This is a genomic window from Streptomyces agglomeratus (genome assembly GCF_001746415.1).
In the GTDB taxonomy this organism is placed as follows: Bacteria; Actinomycetota; Actinomycetes; order Streptomycetales; family Streptomycetaceae; genus Streptomyces; species Streptomyces agglomeratus.
In genome coordinates, this window is the sequence record NZ_MEHJ01000001.1 from 622,087 (window position 1) to 641,665 (window position 19,579).

A 19,579-nucleotide genomic window follows, 5' to 3' on the forward strand; every position below is an offset into this window, starting at 1 on the left:
TCTGGTTGAGGACGGAGCAGCCGGCAGTCGGGGTCTCGGCGTTTCGGCCATCCGTCCCGTAGACGTCACCCGTGCGCGGCATGGGTCCGTGCATCGCCCACGCTCCACATCTCCCGTACCCATGCGGATTCCATCGCGTCCGAAACACTTGTGTTCGATATCGCGCCCCTGTCGTTGAGTTCGCGACAGCGTCCAACCGACTGCCCAGGGGGCCCAGTTGACTTCAGCCGACGCCGACAGCAAGCAGAACGCCACTGCGCCTCCACCGCCGCCGCCCGCCGAGATCACGTACAGCGGGCCGTACTCGGTAAACCCACTCAGACGGGTGTCCTTGCGGACGCTGGCCGCTCAGATCCCCTCGGTACTACGGCGGATCGCCCGCATGTCCTGGGAGACCGACCGCCAGGCGGTCCAGCTCCTGGTTGCCTGCCAGGTAGTGACGGGCGTGGCCGCGGCGGTCCTGCTGGCCGCGACCGCCCGGGCGATGCAACCGATTCTCGGCACCGGCGCCGTGGGCGAACGGCTGCACGAAGCACTCCCGGCGCTCGTGGCCGTGGCCGTTGCCGCCGCCTTCGCCCGCGGTGCAGCGGCCGTGGCCACCTACGCCGAGCGGCGGATCACTCCGAAACTCACCACCGAGACGGACGCCGCACTTGTCGAGGCGGTCTGCCGGGTCGAGGCGTCGGCGTACGCGGTGGACGGGTTCGCGGACCGTCAGGAAGCCGCGGAAATGGGCGTGATCCGCACCCATGTGATGGTCACGGACGCCCAGCGCTTCATGTCGGCCCTGATCCGCATGATCACCGCCGGCAGCGTCCTGTCCGTACTCAACATCCTCATGCTGCCCCTGCTGCTCCTCGCCGTCCTCCCGGCCGGAATCGGGGCCATCCTCACTGCGCGCGTCGACTACGAGATCCACTACGCCAACATCTCCGACCGCAATGTCCGCGGCATGATGCGCTGGTGGTCGACCTCCCCCAAGTACGGTGACGAGGTCCGCGCCAACGGCATGACGGACTACCTCCTGTTCTGGTACCGATCCCTGTCCGAACGGTGCGACCGCCGCACCCTCGCCGCTGCCCCACGGACCCTGCGCATCGCGCTGCTCTCCTCCCTGGTGGGCGGGGTGTTCCTGGTTGCCACCTGGGCGGTACTTGCCTGGCTGGCCGTGACGGGCCGGGTCGCGCTCGCCATCGCCGCCACCGCCGTCGTCGCCGTACAGACGACGCTGGCCGCACTGTCGCAAGTCGTCATCAACGGCGCCGCCGTCTTCCACACCAGCCTCTACCTCACCGACATGCAGACGTTTCTCGATGACGCCGCCGAACGAGCGCCCAAACGCGGCAGCCTTACGATCACCGCGCCCGTGGAGGAGATCCGCCTCGATGAGGTCGTCTACCGGTACCCGGGCAAGGACCAGCCGGCCGTCGACGGTGTCTCCCTGACACTGAGGCGCGGGCAGATCCTCGCGATCGTCGGAGTGAACGGCTCCGGCAAGTCGACCCTGACCCGTTTGCTCACCGGCATCTACCTGGCCGACAAAGGTCACGTCACTTGGAACGGCGCCGACCTCGCCGACGTCGACCCGGCCACCGTCTGGAGCTCCACCGGCCTGGTCCCGCAGATCTTCGCGCAGTGGCCGCTGCGAGTACGCGAGAACATCACCCTCGGCCAGCCCCGCACCGACGACGACGGGCCCGTGTGGGAAGCGGTCGACTCGGTCGGCATGCGGGAGGCGATCGACGAACTCCCGGCCGGCCTGGACACCCTCCTCGCCCGCGAGATCTTCGGAGGCGCGGAGCTTTCCGGCGGGCAGTGGCAGAGACTGGCGTGCTCCAGGGCTCTCTACCGCCGACCGCCACTGCTGATCCTGGACGAGCCGACCTCACAGATGGACCCTCGCGGCGAACACCAGATCTTCGAGGAGATCAAGGCGATCTCCGGCGACCGCATCACGATCGTGGTCACCCACAGGCTGGAGAACACCAAGGTCGCCGACCACATCGTGGTCATGGAGCAGGGACGCATCACCGAACAGGGCTGCTACGACGCCCTCGTCCACGCGGGCGGGATCTTCGCAGAGCTCCTGGAACTCTCGCAGGACCGCTAGTCACAGCAGAGAAGGCCCCGCGAACGGGGGCACGCGGGGCCTCGTCAGACGAATGACGCGCGGTCGAGACAACAGGCAGGTGAAACCCCCTCAGCCGCGTGCGGCCGTACGGCTGCGCCTGTCCGCCCGCATGTCCCAACCACCCGCATGCGGCGGGACGCGCCGGCCACCACGCGCCCGCCACATGGTATGGACCTGACAACGCTGGGCGGCTACGCTGACCGGACTCGCACCTGAGAGCGCTCTCAAGCATGTCGCCGAACCCGCGACCACCAGCCACCGCCTCTTCTCCGGAGGAACCATGAGACGCCTTCCCATCCTGCGTGCCGCCGTGGCGGCGTTACTGCTCACCGCCGCACTGAACGCAACTGGCGGCGGGGCGGCAGCAGTTGAGCCCACTGAAGCACGCCCGTCAGCGTCCACCGAGCTCCTCGACGCCATGCGCGAAGACCTAGGACTGACGCGGCATCAGACCGAGCAGCGCCTCGCGGCGGAGCGTACGGCCGTGAAGACCGAGCGCCGGGCCAAGCGCGTGGCCGGGTCCGCCTACGGCGGTTCCTGGTTCGAGCCGGCCAGAGGCCGGCTCGTCGTCGCCGTAACGGACGAGAAGCAGGCCGCTGAGGTACGGGCGCTGGGCGCCGACACCCGACTCGTCCTCACAGCGCGGCGCTCCTCGACCGCGTCAAGAGCCGTATCGACGCCCTGAGCGCGCCCGCCGGGGTGGCGGGTTGGCATGTCGATCCGCGGGCGAACCGCGTGGTGGTCACGGTGGTGCGCGCGGACCGACACAGCCAGGACGTACGGGCCTTCGTGGACCGCGCCCGCCGCGCCGGGCCGATCGTCGTCTCCGAGACGGAACGGGCCCCGCTCACGTACGCGGCGGGCACCGTCGGCGGCGACCCCTACTACACCGGAAACGTCCGCTGCTCCATCGGCTTCTCCGTACACGGCGGGTTCGTCACCGCTGGACACTGCGGCCGTGCCGGAGCAGCCGTGCGCGGCTGGGACGGGAGCGCCATGGGGACGTTCCAGGGTTCCTCCTTCCCCGGTGACGACTACGCGTACGTCAGCATCCACAGCGGTTGGTGGACAGTCCCGGTGGTGCTCGGCTGGGGCACCGTGCCGGACCGGCTGGTGCGGGGCTCCGCGGAGGCACCCATCGGCGCCTCCATCTGCCGCTCCGGCTCCACGACGCGGTGGCACTGCGGCACCGTCCTGGCGAAGAACGAGACCGTCAACTACAGCCAGGGCGCCGTCCACCAGATGACGAAGACCAGCGTGTGCGCCGAGGGCGGTGACTCCGGTGGCTCTTTCATCAGCGGAGACCAGGCCCAAGGCGTCACCTCCGGCGGATGGGGCAACTGCTCCGCAGGTGGCGAGACGTGGTTCCAACCCGTCAACGAGATCCTCGGACGCTACGGCCTCACCCTCCACACCGCCTGACGCGCACCCCGCGGCCCCCGATGCCGCCGGCCGGTGTCACCTCCCCGGCGGCGGCATCGGCATCTCCGGAGAAGGGTGGGTCCGGCTGTGCCCGGGGATCAGGGGCACGAGGGCAGTCGGGCAGGCTGTCTGCGGCCCGTGGCTCTGCGCCCGCCTGGTTGAGCCTGATCAGGGACGGGAGTGCCTCCAGCGCAACACGGAACGCCGATGATCAGGCTTCCATCCGGGCTCGGGCCGCCTTGGCCGCCCGGCGCTTGACAGCACGCCGCTCATCTTCGGTCAGGCCGCCGCATACGCCCATGTCCTGGCCCCTTCAAGGGCCCATTCCAGGCACTCGTCCAGAACCGGGCAACGGCGGCATACGGCCTTCGCCTGCTCGATCTGAAGCAGCGCAGGGCCACCCGTGCCGATGGGGAAGAACAGATCCGGATCCTCCCGCCGACAGGCGGCCTCGTGACGCCAGTCCATCGTCGTGCCTCCATTCGCGTCGCCGGATACTTCTCGTACGCGTCACCGGTATGGGCCGCTGTATGCAGCAGAGCGGGTAATCGCCTGCCAAATTGTGAACCGGCCGGGCGCGGATTCCGTTCAGCGCACGCGTAAGAGATGGGTGCGGGCCGCACGTCCAGGTCGACTCCAGCCACCGCGCCAGGATTCCGCTACGTCAGCACCGCCTGCGACGCCGCCACGACGAGGGCGCGCCCCTGCCCCGAGGAAGCACGGCGTTAATCGTCCTGGGGCTGGGGCTGGGGCTGGGCGACGATTCTGCCGCCGGGCTCGTATGCGGCCAGTTCGCGCCGCAGTGAGCCCAGCCCGTCGGTGGGTTCCTCGCGCAGGAGGGCGAGGAAGCTGCTGAGGGGATGGTGTTGGGGGCGGGCGTCGTAGTCGATGCCCTCGGGGTCCTGGTACTCGTGCAGGTGTGTGAAGGGCACGATGACGTAGGGGCGTTTGGACCAGGGGTGGCTGTCAGCGGGATCAGGGTCTGTACGCCACTGGGTGCCGCGGGTGCGGTTGTGGACCTCGCCGACGTACCAGCAAGCGACCTGCATCATCGGCGTGTGCTCGTCCGTGAACAGGTCGTCCACGGATGCCACGCGTTCGCGGACGAGGGCTTCTATGCGGTCGAGGGAGTGTTCACTGAAGTCCCATCCACCGCCATGGCGGCTGTTCCAATCGTCGAAGCGGCCTTGCTGCTCGGCCAGCCACGCCGCGAGGCGGGGATTGTCGGCGTGGGCCTTGTCCATACGCTCGGCGACAACGTGCTCGTCTTCGGGGTCCCAGGTCCTGTCGCTCGCACCAGCCAAGTGAACAGGACGGGGCGGCAGTCCGGTCACAGCCGGCACGACAACGGGCAAGCACAAAGCGAGCGTCCAGCAGTATTGCCTCGGGCCAGCTGAACCGGAAAGTGGACAGTCGGTACGTCGGTGAAGTGATCGCCCATCCAGAGGAACTCCTACCTGATTCAGAGCCCCGTCGAATGGCGGAAACGGGCGGACTGAGGCCCGCAGGAGCAGGCCACACCCTCCCGAGGCCACGAGGGCGCGACGAGGTCAGCCCGCCGCCTTTCACCCGACACGGTCCGGTGGCGTGGCAGAGTGGCGGTATGTGCGGTCGCTACGCCTCAACCCGCAGTCCCCAGGACCTGACCCGGCTTTTCAGTGTCACTGACTGGCTTCCCGACGAGAAGCTGGCGCCCAGCTGGAACGTGGCCCCCACCGACGACGTCTACGCCATCCTCGAGCGCGCCGGACGCGAGGGAGACGACGAGGTGCGGCGGGAGCTGCGGTCGCTGCCGTGGGGACTCGTCCCTTCGTGGGCGAAGGACCCGAAGGCCGGGGCCCGGATGATCAACGCCAGGTTGGAGACGGTGCACGAGAAGCCCGCCTACCGCCGTGCCTTCGTCAAGCGGCGCTGCCTGCTGCCGGCCGACGGGTTCTACGAATGGGAGCCGCTCAAGGACGAAAGAACGGGCAAGACGCGCAAGCAGCCGTACTTCATCCACCCCACCGACGGGCAGGTGATGGCCCTGGCGGGTCTGTACGAGTACTGGCGCGATCCTGCCGTCGAGAACGGCGACGACCCGGCCGCCTGGCTGACCACCTGCACGATCATCACGACCGAGGCCACCGACGCGGCCGGCCGGGTACACCCCCGCATGCCGCTCGCCCTCACCCCGGACCACTACGACACCTGGCTCGACCCGCACCACCAAAACACCGACGATCTCCGTGCCCTGCTCACACAGCCCGCAGGCGGCCGGCTCAACGCCCGGCCCGTCTCCATGGCCGTGAACAACGTCCGCAACAACGGCCCCCACCTGCTGGACGAGATCGCCTGATCACGCCGCCTGCCGGCCCGGTCGGTGATCGCCCCGACCCGGTGGCGGAACATCTGCACCGACGCTACGAACGCAAAGCCAAGCACTTCGCGGTCCGGATTCGTTCGGGTGGCCGACGGGATGGACCAGTGCCGTGTCGCTCGCTGACGAAGCATGTACGTGCCCGTCCCGGGCACGAGAACTCCCGGGGCGTGGTGGAGATTTCCCCGGACCCCCACGACGCTCCAGGCGTTCCACCGTTCAGAGGAGGCATCATGACAACTGCTCCGCCCCGGACGAAGATTGTGACCGGTTGCCGTGACTGCGCCGGCCGACCGGTGGAGACCGTCTCCATCATCTCCGTCTCCAATCACAACGCCGGGCGCATCGGCCAGCACATCGCCGACCAACACGCGGCAGGCGCGCACACCCACTTCAACGCGGACGGCGATTGCATCGTCGTACGTCCGCTGCCGCAGCGGCACATCGCCTGACCATCGTGGCTGAGCCCTGTCCCGTACGGGCGACCGCTTACGCCATGTGCTGAAGCACCGAGAAGTGGCCGGACCGCTGTGCACCCGCACACGGATCCCGAGGACCACCTACCTCTGCTCCGCTATGTCCCGGGCCTGTCGGGCAATGTCCTTCAGCACCACCTCCGGGTCGGCGGACGGCGCGACGGCCTTGCCGATGTTCCGCTTGATGGTGTTGCTGACCTGTAGCCAGGACGGTTCGTTGACCGGGTAGAGCTCGGCACCGTGCAGTGCGTTCAGGAACTGCTCGCCGCTGGGGTCCGCCGCCGCGTCCTTGGATGCCTCGGTCGCGGACACCGTCGAGGGCAACAGGTGGTAGCGCCCGGCGAACTCGCTGAGGTTCTTGTCCTCGTAGACGAACTCCAGGAACGAGCCGACCAGTTCGCGGTTGTCTTCATGCTTGAAAGCCATCATCCAGTCGGCGACGCCCGCCGACGGCGGGACCTTCCCGTCGTCCAGCGTGTCCGACACCGGCATGCTGAGGGTGCCGACCTTCATGCCCTTCGCCCTCGCCTCGTGGAGGAGCGAGGGGTAGCCGTTGACCATGCCGACCTCGCCGCGCAGGAAGGCGTCGAAGGCGTCCTGCCGGTCGAGCTCGGCCGGCGAAACCGGGCCGGTCAGGCCGGGCGCGACCAGATTGTTCTTGATCCAGCGGAACGTCTGCGTGTTCTGCTCGGACGCGATGCTGTACCCGCCGCTGCTGTCTGCGTACCCGCCACCGTTGCTCAGTTCCCAGATCAGGGCTTCTGCGTGCGCCTCCTCGGGACCGAGCGGCAGGGCGTACGGGTAGAGCACGCCCACCTCCTCCAGCGCCTCGGCCGCATTCTTCAGGTCCGACCACGTCTTCGGCGGCTCCGCTGCGGCCTTGTCGAACAGCTCCTCGTTGTAGAAGAGCAGCCGGCTGCTGGCCACGAAGGGCAAGCCGTACAGGGTGTTGTCCACCGTACCCGCCTCCACGAGCGGCGGCAGGAAGTTCGCCGCCGTCCTGATCGACAGGAGCTCGTTTGCGGCGTAGAGGCGGCCCTGCGCGGCGAAGTCGGAGTACGCGCCCATCAGGGCCACGTCCGGGGCGTTGCCCTCCTTGACCATGCGGGTGACCTCGCGGTCGACGCTCGCCCACGGGTAGAGCGTCACCTCGACCTTCTTGCCGGGGTGGGCGGCGGTGAACGCGACGGTCAGTTTGTCCCAGTACGCCTGGGAGCTTGTCGCGGGGCTGGTGCCGTACTCGGCGGCCACCAGGCGCAGCGTCGTCTTGCCGCCGCCGCTCCCGGACAAGCCGCAGGCGGTGACGAGGGAGCCCAGCAGTCCGAGTGCGGCCACGGAGGCGGTCGCGCCGAAGAGTCTTGGTCGCACGATGTTCCTCTTGATTCTTTTTGGACAGTACGGCCGGAATTCTCTCCTGACGCAGGGCGTATTGCGCCCCCTGTTCAATGGTTGTGGCCATTGCTCCAACTACGTTGGTTGCGACTGGTGTCTTCCGATATGCCGACGCCGATTCCGACGCGCGTAGAACCGTCCACGGTGTCCGACGCGACTCCCGTTCGGCGCATGGGCGACCCATGACCAGGAGCGTCGCGGGGGCCCCGGCGTCCCGGGCGCGCGCCGTCAGGTCGGTCGGCGTAAGCGTGCCGAACCCGGTCCTGGCAGCATGGACGCGGAGCAGAGCACCGGTCTGGGACCGGTGTATGCAGTCGGGACGCTGAAAATCGCCGAGTCGGCCAGCGGCTTCCTCAGCCGGCTCGGAGCTTTGCGCAATCTCGGGTGGACCTCATCGGACCGTGCCCTCAACTACGGCATCACCTCGCTGATGAGCGGCGGTGTGCCGGAACGCCTGTCTCGGTGGCGGGATCTCCGTGTCAAGGACGCAGTGGAGAAGAACACCTCAAAGAGTGACCGCGACCTTCAGCAGCGGAAGCAACCGGGCGCCTGGGCGCAGCGGTCCCGCTCAACCGGCCGGTGCCGGTGCGGTGCGTTGACCTTGGAGTTCGTCCGACCACCCGATCACGGCTCACCGCGTTCATCCGGTCGGCTGAGGCCACGGTACTCCCTGACCTGTCGCTCGACATCGTCGAGCGTGGCCCTGGCGTCTTTCAGGACTTCCTCCAACGGAGCGAGTACCAGATGTCGCGCGGTGAGGATCAGGCCGGACACGTCGCCGGCTTCCGTCTCGGCGGGCGGCCACCACTGCCCCCCGCTGGTACGACGGAGTACGACGTCCGCCGCCTCCCGCAGGACTGCGTTCATCGCACGCTGGATACGGAGCCGGTTGTCCGGCGACCACGGCGGTGCCACGACCGGGTCCGCGGCAGGGGTTTCGACGTGCGTCGCGACGGCGGGGGCGGACAGGTCTTGCTTCATGGCTCACCTCGAGATGCTGGCGAAGGACAGGAACTCGCTGCGCGTGCGACCGTTGTCACGGATCTCCCCGAGCAGGGCGGAGGTGACGGTGCTGCTCCCGGCCGACTGCACGCCGCGCAGCGTCATACAGGTGTGCTCGGCCTCGATGACCACACCGACGCCCTTCGGCTGCAACTGTTCCTGCAACCATTGAGCGATCTGCATGGTGAGTCGCTCCTGTACCTGGGGCCGGCAGGCGAAGTGCTCGACCACTCGGGCCAGTTTGGAAATACCCAAGATGCGGGCGCCTGGCAGGTAGCCCACATGGGCGTACCCAACTAAGGGCAGCACGTGGTGCTCGCACACGGAGCGCAGTGTGATGGACCGGGCGAGTACCAGTTGGTCGTATCCCTCGTCGTTCGGAAAAGTCGTCAGGTGGAACGGCCTCGGGCTGAACAGCTCCGCGTACGCACGGGTCATACGCCCCGGCGTGTCACTCAGTGCTTCGGTGTCGGTTCGCATGCCGAGCGCGGTGAGGAACTGGTTGGCCGCCTTCTCCGCTCCGGCAAGGTCGATCTCCTCGAACTCGAGGTCAGTGTCAAGGTCTTCGTCGCTCACCGGCTGCTCGGACTGAGGACTTCGGTCCATCTCTGCCTCCATTGGGGCCCCCGTCCATGGAGCCACAGCGTCGGACGATCCGCACGCGGACCGCTGTCCCACCTGCACTTACGGTGACGAAGAGCCCGGCGAGTTGCGCAGGCTCCCGGGCTGTGGGCACATAGGCAGGAGGCCGGGCCTGGCTGTGCAGGGGGCCGATGGGGTCATCTGCGCGAACTTCTCGCATCAGCGTCAGGTGGGCGGCTGCCGATCGGAAGGGGAGCCAAAGATCCTGCGCGCCGCACACCGCTCAACTGCCGACCGAGGAACCGGGCGGACTGAACAGCGCGTGCCTGGATGCCTTCGCCGTGCTGATGTCCGACGTCGGCGCCCCAGGTTCATCGACCGCCGCCCGTACTACGCCGGCGTCCGAATCCCGATGAGTAAGCGAGCGAGCCGATGCCGTTCACAGATCCCGAACGCGAATACCTGCTGAACCAGCCGCTGGGCCGGTTGGCCACACTCGGCCCGGACGGTGGCCCACAGGTCCGCCCGGTGCTGTTCGAGTTGAACCTCACGACGGGCACCATCGACATCGGCAGCTGGGACATGGCGGCCACCCAGAAGTTCCGCAACGTCCGGACTCGCCGCCAGGTCTCCTTCATCGTGGACGACGTCGTCTCGACCGATCCGTACCTGGAGCGCGGAGTCGAGATCCGGGGCCGGGCCCAGCCGGTCCCCTGGTCATGGCCCGTTGTACGACGGCTGCTCGGCGGACATCATCCGGGTGCATCCGTGCCGCATCGTCGCCTGGGGCCTGGACGGCACCACCCCGGTCACGCTCACCGCACGCGATGTCCTCCGGACCCGGTGAAGACCCGTCGTACGGGCAGTCGTCTGACCTTGAGCATGTCCTGTACGAGCCCGTCCTCCACGTGGAAGCCCGCGGCCGCCAGCTCCTCGTCCAGGGTCGGTCGGGTCATCGGCCACAGGTGGAAGGCCTCCTGGGCCCGGCGCACGACCCGGTCTTCACGGCGCACCAGGTAGGTGTAGACGTATCGGATGCGATCGTCCTCGGGCCACTCGGTGAGGTGGCCGACATAGGTGTCGGCTCCGACGCGTGCCTCCCCCAGCACATGATGCCGGGGCGCGGCCGGGAGCCGTGCCGGCGGCCGGTCGAAGAACAGCAGGCCCTCCGGAACCAGCAGACCGGCCAGCGTCCGCCACACCGTACGGCGCTCGGCCGGTGGCAAACAGGCGATCACTCGGAGACAGACAACGAGATCCACCTGCCCCGCGAGATCAAGGTCCTGCGCCGCACAGGCATGGACCGTCACCCGGCCGGCCAACCCGTCGGCGGCCGCCAGCCGGGAGAGCAGGACCGACCGCATCGCGGTCGCGGGTTCCACTGCGTGCACCGGCACCGACGACGCGCCGGCAAGGGTCTCCGTGACCAGACCGGTGCCGGCGCCCAGCTCAAGGATTCCGACTCTGGCGGCGGCAGCCGGGCCAGCCAGTACGGCCGCGTGTGTCCGGTAGCTCGCGGCGTGCAGGATGTCGTAGAACTCCGCCGACAGCGCGTACGCCCCACCAGGGACTCCGCACGTCTGGCATCGGCTCGCCGGTCCGGCTGGCTCAGTCACCCCTGGGTCCACTGATCCATCATCCTCGAACCGGGCCCCGCCCACGAGCCGGCCGATTCCAGGGGCAGCGACCGGCTGCGCTCGCGTGCAGCGCTGCCGGAGCCCTTTGATCGCGAGTCCTTCCACGCGCAGGACATACGTCCAGGAGGTCGGCCACTCCTGGGCGACGGCCACGTCGGTCGTCGCTGTCTCCCCTCCTGGGTTCTGCTGCTGCCGGTTCAGCCGGCCCCGACCGCAAGTGGTCCGACCCGGGACTCAAGCCATGCCGGTAGCTCAAGGATCCGGACGCCCTCCTGTTCGTCGGGATCGGTCCGCGCGACCAGGCACACCATGTCCTCGGCGCCAGTGTTCACCGGCATGTGGGGCGTATTGGCGGGGATGTGGATGTAGTCGCCCGCGCGCAGGACCACGTGCTCGGCCAGGTCCTGCCCGTGCCAGACCTCGACCTGGCCGCACTGGATGAAGATGGCCGACTCGTGCCCCTCGTGCAGGTGAGGACGCCCCCTGGTGCCAGCGGGCATCACCAAACGGTGCAGACAAAGCCGCTCCGCGCCCGCCGACTGGGCGCTGATCCCCGCGCCGAACGTGCCGCCCTGAACACCCTCGTACTGACCGGTCCGCACCACCGTGCACTGTCTGTTATCCGTCATGTGCGCAGTACAACAGCCCGTTGGCAGCGTTCGATCAGTTCGCGCCAGGTCCAGCCACGCGCCACGGGCCACTCGCCTGCCCTGAACCGCCAGACCTGTCTCTCCTGGAGACGCCTGCGGCTTCCGCCGCCGTGAAGAGACCCTCGGTCTCTTCGTAGACGCCGGGCTCCGCGCATTGCCTGTGCTGGTGAACCGCGACCCCGGTGTGCCATGCGCCACGAGTACCCCACGGCCGGCGATCACACGCCCGCATTCATCCGGTAGGACACGGACCGCCCCCTTTTGTCCCAACGCGTCACGCCGCCGCTGCCCCAACGCATGGCGCCGCGCTGTCCTGCGGGGTGGCGCCGACCTCGTCGCCCGCGCCGTGTTCAGGCTGCCGCGGTTCGACATTCCGATCCCTGCGTTCCGAACCGAGACGCGCGTACGCAGTGAACGTCATCCAGCAGCGAAACCGCCCGGACGAGACCTAACCCGCGCTGATGGCCGTCACGTGCGTGCTGCCGTCACGCAGCGCTGTGATGCGGACCTGCCCCGCGGCGAAGGCGTCGCTGCCGTTCGGGCCGGGGATCTGTGAGAACGGCGTCCAGGAGCCGTCCGGTCTCCTGACGTTGTGCCAGACCCGTCCGTCGAGTCCGACCGCCACGACCTGGGCGGAGCCGTCGGCCGTTCCCGCGATGCCGACGGCGCTGGCCCCCATGGTGGCGCTGGTGACGCCGCGCGGGGGCCGGAATCCGGTCCAGGAGCCGTCGGGCCGCCGCTGCTGGTGGTACACGATCCCATCGAGCCCGATTGCGAGGACCTGGGAGGATCCGTCGGGCATGCCGGTGATTGCCAGTGCGGGGCCGGAGAACGTCGGGGCACCGTTGTAACCGGCCAGGCGTCCCCAGGGCGTCCACGTACCGTCCCGCCCGCGGGCGCAGTGGTACATGGCACCGTCGGTGCCGAAACTGAGCAGCTGGGCGGAGCCGTCGGGCATGGCCGTGATCGACACCTTCGTCGCACCCCAGCGGCTCTTCGCGGTGAGGCCGGGCAGGGCCCGGAACCCCGGCAGGGTGCCGTCGGCGCGACGCTGCTGGTGGAAGGTAGTCCCGTCCATCGCGGTGACCACGATCTGGCAGGTGCCGTCGGGGAAGGCCGCGATGTCCGCCTCCCGGACGGTGAAGTCGGACCGGCCGTCCGGTCCGGCCACACGCTTCCAGGGCTGGAGCGTGACCGCGCCTCGTACGACGGTCAGCCACAGGGCGTTGTCGGGCGCGATGCCGAGCACCACGACGGAGCCGTCCGCCATGCCGGCCGCGGCGCTCTGGACCCCCGTGAACGAGGCGGCGCCGGACGCGGCACCCGGCAGCGGACGCATGCTGCTCCACGAGCCGTCCGGGCGGCGCTCGGTGTGGAAGAGCGCCCGCCGCTCGACGTCGTACGGGGGCAGTTTCGCGGAGTAGAACCACACCGGGTTGGTGATGGCCACCAGTTGGTCCAATGTGGTGGAGGCGGGTTTCAACCGGCGCACCTCGGCCCGGGCGAACAGGGACGCCTTGCCCCAGCCGCGCCAGCGCAGCTGCCCCTTGCCGCTGCCGTCGATACACGTGGCGGCCATGATGCCCCACTCGGTGTAGAGCGTGGCGACGCTGTCGGGGGCGCCCGTCACGTTCAGGGTCATGTCGACGGCGTCGAAGAACGAGAGGGGCAGTTCCTCCCCTGGTCCCGCGACCGCCCCGCCGGCGCGGGCGGTGAAGTCCACGGTCACGGCCGCGGATTCGACGGCGTACGAGCGGCCCTTGCGCAGTGCGTCCAGCACGGCGGGCGTCGACAGGTTGGCGGCGCGCACCACGTTGTGGGGCCGTCCGACGGCGTCCGAAGGGCTGTGGGCGTCGCTGTTGCCGACGGCGGCGACCCGCTTGCCGAGGCAGAGCATGACGTGCCAGGCGGCGATGTTGGCCGCGTCGTCGAGGGTCCACGGTCCGTTCCACACCTCCAGCGCGTCCACGCGGTCGAGACCGAACTCCCAGAAGGATCCCGCTGCCGGGGTGAGCGGATGGGCGGCGATCGTGAGTCCGCCCAGGCTGTGCACGCGTCGGGCGTGGCCGTCGAACACACCCTTGTCGGCGGGGCCGTAGCGCCAGTCCACCCACTCGCCCTGAGGCAGGCCGACGGCCAGCCAGTGGCCGTGGCGGGTGGTGACCTCCTCGGCGTTGATGACCAGCAGGTCGGCCGGGATGTTGCCGTGCCACGTCACCCCGGTGGAACTGGTGTTGTGGTCGGACGTCGCGATGAAGTGCAGCCCCTCCTGGCGGGCGGCCGCGACGATCTCGTCCACCGTGCGCTTGCCGTCGGAGTGCACGCTGTGCAGGTGCAGGTCGCCCCGGTACCAACCGGGTCCGCGCCCCGCCACCGCGGTCGGCAGGATGTCGTACGGGGTCCGGGGCAGCGGGTCTCCGAAGTGCAGGGTGACGTCGACCTGCCAGGCCATGCCGCCGGTGGCGCCGACCATCGGCCCCAGGATGACGGACCAGCCGCCGGGCTCGACCGGAGCGGGTACGTAGCCGGGAGTGGCGTCGGCCGCGGAGAGGGTGAAGCCGGACCGTTCGCCGCCCGACCAGCCGCGGAAGCCGGACGGGCCGAAGATGCCGAGGTCCAGGATGCCGGCGGAGGCGTCGTGGGAGGTGGACACGGAGATCCGTTGCACTCCGGTGGGGACGTCGAAGGCGACGTACGCCCACTGGTCGTTGCCCTGCGGGGCGCGGCCACGGTAGGTGGTGGTCACCGTGTCGGTGCCCTGGCCCCTTGTGGCGGCATGCGTGACGGGCGCGGGGACCAGCGCGGCGGTTCCGGCCGCGGCCATGAGGGCGCCTAATCGGAGCAGGGATCTGCGCTCGACAGCCGGGCCGGGGTCGGACTCGGCGTTCGGGAGCTGTTCACTCGGCACGGCGGGTTCTCCGTTCACGGGGTGGGTGACAGGGAAGGCGTGCGGGGCGTGCAGGGGCGTGCTGGGTGCGGGCGGATCCGTACGAGGACGACGCGGGGTGAAGAGGGACGAGCGGGTGCTCCCGGTGAAGGGCACGGGGCCGCCGGTGTCTAACGGCGTGCGCGCTGGGCTTCGACGATCTGTCGTACGGAACCGTCGACGTCCGCCCGGGCCTGGATCCGCTCGGCGAACCCGGGGAACTGCCCGGCGATGGCGCTCAGGAGCCGCAGCTCCACCGGCGCCACGTTCACCTCGCACCGGTCGCGGCGGACGGCTCGTACCACACCGTCGGCGACCTGGCCGGGCGTAACGGTCCGGATGCCGTTCGGCGTGGCGGCACCGGTGTCCGCGAACATCCCCGCGTCGCGGACGAAGCCGGGCTGTACCAGGGACACCCCCACCCCCGTGCCCCTGAGCTCTTGCCGCAGGGCGAGGGCGAATCCGCGCAGCCCGAACTTGGTCGCGTTGTACAGGGACGTCGACTTGGTCGCCGCCTTGCCGGAAATGGAGCCGACCATCACGATGTGGCCGCGTCCGCGGGCCACCATGTGCTCCGTGAGCAGCCGGGACAGCAGGACGGGTGCGCGCAGGTTGACGTCGAGGGCGCGGTCGAGCTGCTCCTCGGTGTAGTCCACGAGGTCGCCGCTGGCCGGCAGGGCGGCGTTCGCGACGAGGATGTCCGCCTCGGCGCAGGTCTCGGCGAGGCGGACGACGTCGGACCGGAAAGCCAGGTCGGCGACCACGGTGCGCGCGCCGCAGGCTTCCGCGGTGGCCTTGAGGACGTCCTCGCGCCGCCCGCTGACGGTGAGGCGGGCCCCCTGGGCCGTCAGGCGGGCGGCCAGAGCGGAGCCGATGCCTCCGGTGGCCCCGGTGAGCAGAACACGCGATCCGGATATGTCCACGACGACTCCCGAGCGGCGACGGCGACCCTTTGCTGTTCGTTCGAACGAACAGTAGGGATCGCTCCGCTCCATGTCCACACCTCTGCCGCCCCAACTCCCCCGGCACAGACAGTGAATGACCCGGCCCCGGCCGGGCGGCCGCGTCGGCCGATGGGGCAGAATGCCGACATGCCCCGCGCTTCCGACACCCGCCAGAGCATCGTCGACGCCGTCTTGCGGATCATCGGGCAGGACGGCATCGCCGCCGTCACCAATCGGCGGATCGCCAAGGAGGCCGGCCTCTCCCTCGGTTCCGTCACGTACCACTTCGCCACCCAGCACGAGCTGCTGCGCGAGAGCCTGCTGCACTTCGTGGCCGAGGAGACCCGGCACTTCACGGAGCTGGCCGACGCGTGCACCGACGAGCGCTTCGACATCGGACAGGCGGCCGAGGCGGTGGCACAGGTGGCGGGCGGCAACGCCTTCGACAGTCGCCACATCGCGCCCTTCGAGCTGTACGTCCAGGCCGGCCGCGACGAACGGCTGCGTGCCGCCGCGGCCGAGTGCTTCGCCGCCTACGACCTGCTGGCCACCCGGATCCTGACCCAGCTCGGCGTGCCGGACCCCGAACGCCTGGCCGGCGCGGCCGTCGCCCTGGTCTTCGGGCAGCAGCTGCGCCGCCTGGCCACCGGCGCCCCAGCCGAGGAACTCGTCGACACCCTGCTCATCCTGACGCGGTTCAGCGAGGCGGAGACCCCTTGACATCCTCTCCGCCTTAAGGGGCGGAGTTTCCCGTCTGCCTGCCGGTGGTCACCGGTTGGGGCTTCGGGTGGGTTCCTGTTTCTTCGCGCTGTGCCGTGACGGGTCCCGGTCTTACCCGCGCTCCGGTCGATGCCGACCGCGCTGCCGGTATCCGGCAGTGTCCCGGGTTCGGTCTCGACCACGAACGATGCGAAGTACCGGCCCGCGCTGTCCTTGATCACGGTCACCGTGGAGGGAGACGAGGGCAAGGACCTAGACCACTTCACGGCCAGATCACCGACCTTGGGAAGCCGCAGCTTCCCACCGGCCGTCACCTTCCATCCGGCGTTCGCAGTGAAACGGATAGCCTGGCGGGTGTCCTTGCGAGACTTGAAACCAGGTGCACCCATGCGCGGGCGCTTGCCCTTCAGACCGTCGAAGAAATTCCGGTACGCGATGTCCAGATCCCGAAGAGACTGCTGCAACACAACCGACGACACCTCGGCGAGCCAAGCCCGCTCGGGAGTCTTCTTCGCAACGGTCAGCTGCCTGGACAGCTCACCGAACGCAACAAACGGCAGCCCCGCGCAACGAGCGGCCTCACGGACACGAAGCGCGTCATTGAAGACAACCCGAACACACCCGAACGCCCGCCCCAACGCCAGACGCTGACCGGCACTCGGGTACACCCGAAACGAATACCGAAGCTGCACGATGACCACATTACCCTTCGGTTTATGTCACCACATGGAACCCCAACCCCGGTATACGCACCGGCAGTCACGTCTTCTCCTCCTGGTGACTACCCGCCCAAAGCCCAGCTCTCCAAACTGCTCAACTCCCTCAAGGGGGTCAGCTCCCGCAGACTCCGTCAGGAGTGCGACAGCCACGTCCGCCGGTACCTGTGGGGCGGACACTTCTGGTCCGGCTCCCACTTCGCCGGCTCATGCGGCGGGGCGCCACTGACCGTGGTCAAGCAGTACATCGAGAACCAGAAGCGGCCCATCTGACCGACATGCCGAAGGCGCAGGGAACTCCGGCGCTCCGCACCTCCGGGTCAACAATGCGCTTCACCCCCACCCTGAAGGGTGAAGCACTTGGCAAGATCAGAGGCAGACGCCGGTGCGTTAGTTACTGCGGACCGGCAATCATGCGGTGCGGTCAGGAGGGAGTCAACTCTGTCGGCGCACAGCGGCGTTGGGTCGCGCCCCTCATGCCCGGAGGATGTCGTGGAACCGGTCACCTAGCATCCGGTTATGGCGATGTTCGTACACGTGACCTCGGCGGCGAACGCGCCGCGCATCCGACGGTCCGGGATCCGCGCAGCCGGCTCCGGGCAGGGCGGCCTGCGTGGGGTGTACTGCTTTCCCGTACTGCCGTCGTACACCCTCACCCACCAGTGGCTACGTGAACTGGCCCGTTTCGGCAGCAGGGGAGGGATTGTGGCCGTCCACGTGCGACTGGACGACGACCAGCTCGTACTGGTCGGACGCTACACGGACCGGACGCGCGATGCCCAGGCCACCGTTCCCGCTGCCGAGGCGGTGCGGCGGATCGCCGCTCTGGACGATCCGCGGGGGTGGGAGGTGTTCGTGCCCCGGGCGATCGGGCCGCGCGAAGTGCACCGCATCCGCACCGCGCCACAGGGGGTGGGCTGGCGTTACCAGCCGGACGCGCACGGCGTCCGCCCCTGCACCTGCTTCGGGTGCCGGATCCGCGGAGGGTACGGGGCGCGGCGCCTGCGCGAGCGGATGCCGCACCCGCTGGACGGTCCGCCGCCACCGGCCAGGGTGCTGCTCGCCCGGGTGGCAGCAGCCGGTGAGCCCGGCGACCCTGCCGTGCTGCGGGAGGTGCTGCACTGGTTCGGAACGCGTCGACGGGGCCCGCTCTCCCAGCTGACCGGGCTTGCTGCCCATCCCGACCCCAGTGTGCGGGAGGAGCTCGTGTGGGCGGTCGTCCGCTGGTCCACCCCTGGGGTCGCCGAGTTGCTGGACGGTCTCGCCGAGGACCCGCACGCGGACGTCCGGGAGGCGGTGGAGGCGGTCCGCGAGTCACCGTGATCGCCGGCCGAAGGCGGCACGGCGGGGTGACCGGCCGCATCGTGGGCACAGGGAGTCCACGCTGTGGTCGGCCGGATGGCGGATCGCGTCCACGTTGTGGTCGGCCGGGTGGCGGATCTCGTTGCTCTGCCGCTGAAACCGCAGGTCAGACGGATGTGTACGGGCCGTCAGGTGGCGCAATACTGCGGCAACACCATCGGAGTGCTTCTCCTTGTACGTTCCCTGCCATGCCAGCCGAACCCACCCCCGCCGCCCTCCCCGTCGCCGCCGCGCGCCGTCGGCGGCTGCGTGCGGACCGGGCCCGGCAGCTCGCCGACCTGCTGCGGCACCAGATCCTGGCGGGCGGCTTCCCCAGCGGTGTCCTGCCCTTGGAGGACGCCATTGCCGCCGACTACCGGGCCAGCCGCAACACCGTCCGGCAGGCTCTGGACCTGCTGCGCGGCGAGCGACTCGTCGACCGGCAACCCGGCGTCGGCACCGTGGTGGTCTGCGTGAAGTACCCGCACGGGCTCGACCGCCTCCAGGGCCTGGCCGAGACCCTGCACGAACACGGCCGGGTCACCAACGAGGTCCGCACGGTCGGGCCGGTCACCGCGCCAGGCCCGGTGGCCCATCGGCTGGGCCTGCCCGAGCACACCGACGTGCTGTGTATCGAGAGGCTGCGCCGCCTGAACGGACTTCCGCTCTCCCTGGACCTGTCCTATCTGCCCATGGACGTGGGCGGTGAACTGCTGGGCTGCGACCTGGAGAACACGGACGTGTTCCGGCTCCTGGAGTCGCTGACCGGCGCTCCGCTGGGCCATGCCGAGATCACCCTGGAGGCCGTCAACGCCGACGCGCACTCCGCCGCGGTGCTCCAGGCCCCCCGCGGGGCCGCCGTACTGATGCTGGAACGACTGACCTGTCTGTCCGACGGGCGGCCGGTGGACCTGGAGTTCATCCGGTTCCGCGGCGACCGCATCACCATGAGCGGCCTGTTGCACCGCTCCGTCTGATCCCTGAGCTTCCCGCCCTTCCGTTCCCTGTTGTTCCCGGCCCTGCCGGGGCCCCTTAGGAGACCACCATGCCTCTCGTTCCGCAGCGCGCCGACGTGCCCGTGACCATCGACGAGTCTCAGTGCATCGACGGCTGCACGCTCTGCGTCGACATGTGTCCTCTCGACTCGCTCGCGATCCGCGAGGACAACGGCAAGGCGTACATGCACGTGGACGAGTGCTGGTACTGCGGCCCGTGCGCGGCCCGCTGCCCCACCGGCGCGGTCACCGTCAACATGCCCTACTTGCTCCGGTGAAAGGTCGA

Annotated in this window: 15 protein-coding genes and 5 pseudogenes; 10 read left to right on the plus strand and 10 right to left on the minus strand. The window is 69.3% G+C overall.

The features are described from left to right. Nucleotides 1–217: 217 nt before the first annotated feature. Nucleotides 218–2,110: an ATP-binding cassette domain-containing protein gene (locus tag AS594_RS02455; RefSeq protein ID WP_069925439.1), complete on the plus strand. Its 1,893-nt coding sequence runs from the start codon at nucleotides 218–220 to the stop codon at nucleotides 2,108–2,110. Nucleotides 2,111–2,411: 301 nt separating this feature from the next. Next, nucleotides 2,412–3,553, plus strand: a pseudogene (locus tag AS594_RS02460) (S1 family peptidase). 211 nt (nucleotides 3,554–3,764) lie between these two features. Here AS594_RS02460 and AS594_RS02465 read toward each other — a convergent pair. Together AS594_RS02465 and AS594_RS02470 are read right to left on the minus strand one after the other, a co-directional pair. Then, nucleotides 3,765–4,021: pseudogene (locus AS594_RS02465) on the minus strand (WhiB family transcriptional regulator). A gap of 257 nt (nucleotides 4,022–4,278) precedes the next feature. Next, nucleotides 4,279–4,857 (minus strand): hypothetical protein, encoded by a 579-nt coding sequence (locus AS594_RS02470; protein WP_240508910.1) that lies wholly within the window; start codon nucleotides 4,855–4,857, stop codon nucleotides 4,279–4,281. A gap of 299 nt (nucleotides 4,858–5,156) precedes the next feature. Here AS594_RS02470 and AS594_RS02475 point away from each other — a divergent pair, with 299 nt between their 5' ends. Next, nucleotides 5,157–5,891, plus strand: a complete 735-nt coding sequence (locus AS594_RS02475) for an SOS response-associated peptidase (RefSeq protein ID WP_069925442.1) — start codon at nucleotides 5,157–5,159, stop codon at nucleotides 5,889–5,891. Between the two features lie 254 nt (nucleotides 5,892–6,145). Beyond that, a complete protein-coding gene (locus AS594_RS43825) occupies nucleotides 6,146–6,364 on the plus strand; it encodes a hypothetical protein (RefSeq protein WP_141746876.1) in 219 nt (72 codons plus the stop codon). 108 nt (nucleotides 6,365–6,472) lie between these two features. Here the strand turns inward: AS594_RS43825 and AS594_RS02480 are convergent, their stop codons facing one another. The 3 genes from AS594_RS02480 to folE all read right to left on the minus strand — a co-directional run bounded on the left by AS594_RS02480 (nucleotide 6,473) and on the right by folE (nucleotide 9,388). After that, the gene (locus AS594_RS02480) at nucleotides 6,473–7,756 is read right to left on the minus strand and encodes an extracellular solute-binding protein (protein ID WP_069925443.1); all 1,284 of its coding nucleotides are present in this window, start codon (nucleotides 7,754–7,756) and stop codon (nucleotides 6,473–6,475) included. A 648-nt stretch (nucleotides 7,757–8,404) separates the two neighbouring features. Next, entirely contained in the window at nucleotides 8,405–8,761 is a 357-nt protein-coding gene (locus tag AS594_RS02485; RefSeq protein ID WP_069925444.1) for a hypothetical protein, read from the minus strand. Between the two features lie 3 nt (nucleotides 8,762–8,764). Continuing rightward, nucleotides 8,765–9,388 (minus strand): GTP cyclohydrolase I FolE, encoded by a 624-nt coding sequence (gene folE / locus AS594_RS02490; protein ID WP_079148497.1) that lies wholly within the window; start codon nucleotides 9,386–9,388, stop codon nucleotides 8,765–8,767. Nucleotides 9,389–9,796: 408 nt separating this feature from the next. On the opposite strand from folE, the pseudogene AS594_RS45915 reads away from it, so the two are divergent. Continuing rightward, a pseudogene (locus tag AS594_RS45915) lies at nucleotides 9,797–10,015 on the plus strand (PPOX class F420-dependent oxidoreductase); the annotation flags it as partial. Nucleotides 10,016–10,179: 164 nt separating this feature from the next. Here the strand turns inward: AS594_RS45915 and AS594_RS02495 are convergent. From AS594_RS02495 to AS594_RS02510, 4 genes are all read right to left on the minus strand, one after another. Then, entirely contained in the window at nucleotides 10,180–10,980 is an 801-nt protein-coding gene (locus tag AS594_RS02495) for a methyltransferase domain-containing protein (RefSeq protein ID WP_069925445.1), read from the minus strand. 218 nt (nucleotides 10,981–11,198) lie between these two features. Continuing rightward, a complete protein-coding gene (locus tag AS594_RS02500) occupies nucleotides 11,199–11,630 on the minus strand; it encodes a cupin domain-containing protein (protein WP_069925446.1) in 432 nt (143 codons plus the stop codon). A gap of 469 nt (nucleotides 11,631–12,099) precedes the next feature. After that, nucleotides 12,100–14,559, minus strand: a complete 2,460-nt coding sequence (locus tag AS594_RS02505; protein ID WP_141747143.1) for a CehA/McbA family metallohydrolase — start codon at nucleotides 14,557–14,559, stop codon at nucleotides 12,100–12,102. A 149-nt stretch (nucleotides 14,560–14,708) separates the two neighbouring features. Further along, nucleotides 14,709–15,500 carry an SDR family NAD(P)-dependent oxidoreductase gene (locus AS594_RS02510; protein ID WP_069925448.1) on the minus strand — a complete coding sequence of 264 codons (792 nt, stop codon included), beginning with the start codon at nucleotides 15,498–15,500 and terminating at the stop codon, nucleotides 14,709–14,711. 168 nt (nucleotides 15,501–15,668) lie between these two features. Here AS594_RS02510 and AS594_RS02515 point away from each other — a divergent pair, with 168 nt between their 5' ends. Further along, nucleotides 15,669–16,241 (plus strand): TetR/AcrR family transcriptional regulator, encoded by a 573-nt coding sequence (locus AS594_RS02515; protein ID WP_069930212.1) that lies wholly within the window; start codon nucleotides 15,669–15,671, stop codon nucleotides 16,239–16,241. A gap of 182 nt (nucleotides 16,242–16,423) precedes the next feature. On the opposite strand, the pseudogene AS594_RS40765 reads toward AS594_RS02515, so the two are convergent. Beyond that, nucleotides 16,424–16,942 (minus strand): annotated as a pseudogene (locus AS594_RS40765) (RNA-guided endonuclease InsQ/TnpB family protein); the annotation flags it as partial. A gap of 81 nt (nucleotides 16,943–17,023) precedes the next feature. Here AS594_RS40765 and tnpA point away from each other — a divergent pair. The 4 genes and pseudogenes from tnpA to AS594_RS02530 all read left to right on the plus strand — a co-directional run. After that, nucleotides 17,024–17,230: pseudogene (tnpA, locus tag AS594_RS40770) on the plus strand (IS200/IS605 family transposase); the annotation flags it as partial. Between the two features lie 246 nt (nucleotides 17,231–17,476). Continuing rightward, nucleotides 17,477–18,280 (plus strand): HEAT repeat domain-containing protein, encoded by an 804-nt coding sequence (locus AS594_RS02520; protein WP_176742726.1) that lies wholly within the window; start codon nucleotides 17,477–17,479, stop codon nucleotides 18,278–18,280. A 227-nt stretch (nucleotides 18,281–18,507) separates the two neighbouring features. Next, nucleotides 18,508–19,275 (plus strand): GntR family transcriptional regulator, encoded by a 768-nt coding sequence (locus AS594_RS02525; RefSeq protein ID WP_069925449.1) that lies wholly within the window; start codon nucleotides 18,508–18,510, stop codon nucleotides 19,273–19,275. A gap of 68 nt (nucleotides 19,276–19,343) precedes the next feature. Then, nucleotides 19,344–19,571 carry a 4Fe-4S dicluster domain-containing protein gene (locus AS594_RS02530; RefSeq protein WP_069925450.1) on the plus strand — a complete coding sequence of 76 codons (228 nt, stop codon included), beginning with the start codon at nucleotides 19,344–19,346 and terminating at the stop codon, nucleotides 19,569–19,571. The last annotated feature ends 8 nt before the right edge of the window (nucleotides 19,572–19,579 follow it).